At 28.6% G+C, this 2,246-nt stretch carries 3 protein-coding genes and 1 pseudogene; all 4 read right to left on the bottom strand.

The features are described from left to right. Positions 1-253: pseudogene (locus F6K40_RS20490) on the bottom strand (serine/threonine protein kinase); the annotation flags it as partial. Between the two features lie 238 nt (positions 254-491). Further along, complete coding sequence (locus tag F6K40_RS20485) at positions 492-716, bottom strand: hypothetical protein (RefSeq protein ID WP_293138955.1); 225 nt, start codon at positions 714-716, stop codon at positions 492-494. A 256-nt stretch (positions 717-972) separates the two neighbouring features. Further along, positions 973-1,782, bottom strand: coding sequence for a hypothetical protein (locus F6K40_RS20480; RefSeq protein ID WP_293138954.1), 810 nt, complete (start codon positions 1,780-1,782; stop codon positions 973-975). A 140-nt stretch (positions 1,783-1,922) separates the two neighbouring features. Next, the coding region (locus F6K40_RS20475; protein WP_293138953.1) for a hypothetical protein at positions 1,923-2,246 on the bottom strand (324 nt) is incomplete at its 5' end.

The raw sequence follows: 2,246 nt of genomic DNA, 5'->3' as shown, positions 1-2,246 counted from the left end.
CAGTTTGAAAAGAATCTAAGTATTGAGGAATCCCTGGATGATTGAGACTTTTTAAAACTGCAATTTCTTGTTCGTAAGCATCATATTCTGCCCAAGTTGCTCCTAATTTAGCAAATTGAAATTGTTTAATAACTACATTTTTTTGAGTCTTGATATTTTCAGCTAAATAAGTAACTCGCCCACCAATATTATTGTGACCAAGTTCTCTAATTATTTGATAGCTATGGGCAGAAAAATAGGGGTAATTATTCATAGGTTTTTAGTAGATTTTAAGGAACATGAAGCAGTTCAATTATCGGATATTTTTCCTAATACTTACATTTTGATTATGTCTTACATTAATTTTGGCTCAGATTTTTGTATTTAGCTATTATTTTCATAAATTTTAATCTTACGTCAAATAGGAGTATTAGAGTAATAAAAAGAAAGGCGATCGCTACTCCTACTAATAGTTTTATTAGAAATAAAAGTATGGTCGATCAGTTGTCAGTTCAAGATAATTGTTTTTGACTACTGATAATAGCGTTGATAAATTTTTCAAAGTCACTACCGTAAGAAGTTTGTTGAGAAATAATCATCCAACATTGAGAAAATGCAGGTTTATTGAAACTTGCTTTTATGCCTGATTCCCAAATTTTCCATAGTTTTTTATCAATCAATTTTAAGTCATGGTATAAAGAATATTCTTCAAAACATAAATCGAAATATAGCCACATATAACGGAGAATTTTGATTCTTTCTGCTCTATCAAGATGGTTGATGTCAAAGTTGGAATATAAAACACTTTTGGGTAAGTTTCCAATTATTTCTTGATATCTTTATTGTATATTCGCCAATATTTGCTACTAAAAGTTGTTTCTTAACACCTTTATTCTGTGACAAAATACTGAATAAAGATATAACTAGAGCGATAGTTGCAATAACGTCACTTGGATCGAGTTTCATAATTCACCTGTAAATTAATAAAGACAATTATAAGCTGAAATAGCTATTTTTTCTTTGACATTTTTTATTAACATCTTTTTTCACTTGTTTAGCAAAATATTCAAGAGTTCGTGGAGACCAAAATTTATTTTTAAAATCAAAGTTTAAAATCCATATTTCAATATTGAAGTACATAAAAACAGAAACTATAAATAAAATTATTATTATAGAAATTCGTACAATTAATATAATGATAGCCGAGGTTAAATCAAATATTCGAGGTATGATTAGAGGGATAATATACCTGTCAAAGATTCCTAAAACACAAACTAAAATCAAAAAAAGTATCTGTCTTTTGTAATCAGGTTGATTTGTTTCAGCTAAACAAAAATAGCAAGGTTTTTTAGAACACCCTAATCCCTCACGAATAAAATATGCTATGACAGCAGAACAATTATTTTTTCTAACATGATATTGACTCTCAAACTCTGGTAAATCATTGTTAAAGTACCTTTGATAAAATTCCCTAATTTTAGACTCGTTTAAACCTGAAATATTAATCTGACTATCTGGTTTACGTTTTCTATTTTTACAATCTTCATCAAAAGAAATCCATTCTGCTTTTGGAGTAAAACTATCTTCTAGAGCATACTGCTTTGAAGTATCTTTGTTGTTAAACTTTCCCTGAGAGTTTCCAGAATCTGTTGTTTGAGGACGATGACTTATATAAATTGTATCTTCTGGATTTTCATCATTAATAACTAACATCGAAGCATGACCAACATCTTTGCCATAAATAGCATTCCACACAGTAAACTGAGGAAGTTCGCCTCGCCAAATATTAGCTATAACTGTCATAATATTTACCTCATGTAAAAAATATTGAATAGTTGGATAATTTCAAATAAATACCTAAAATTCTAATTTTTACAATCACATTTGCTTCGATTTATAGAATTAAATCTTGATCTTAACAAAGCTAGATTGTGGTATTTAATTTAACATTTTTTATGAGTCATTTTTTTAACTTTTTCAGCAAAATTTTCAATAGTTTGGACTGACCAAAATTTATTATCACTAAAAAAATTTATAATACTTATCGCTGCACTTTGAGCTAAAGAAGCTTGACAACCAGAACCAAAATAAAAAACTAAGCCTTTTGATTTATTCTCTTCAACAGAATTAAAAACTTCTGATTTATTCTCTTCAGCAGAACAAAAATAGCAACACTCCTGCTCTGGACACTTTAATCCCTTCCGAATAAAATATGCCACAACAGCACAACAATTGTTTTTTCTGACATGATATTGACTTTCATATTC

The sequence above is a fragment of the Okeania sp. SIO3I5 genome (genome assembly GCF_010672085.1).
Taxonomy (GTDB): Bacteria; Cyanobacteriota; Cyanobacteriia; order Cyanobacteriales; family Microcoleaceae; genus Trichodesmium.
The sequence above is the reverse complement of the archived record's forward strand: the minus strand, read 5'-3'. Positions and strand labels throughout refer to the sequence as shown.

What these genes read in the sequence shown, in the direction of transcription:
- F6K40_RS20485 (WP_293138955.1), bottom strand. Translation starts at nt 716, where the DNA reads ATGTGGCTATATTTCGATTTATGTTTTGAAGAATATTCTTTATACCAT.
- F6K40_RS20480 (WP_293138954.1), bottom strand. Translation starts at nt 1,782, where the DNA reads ATGACAGTTATAGCTAATATTTGGCGAGGCGAACTTCCTCAGTTTACT.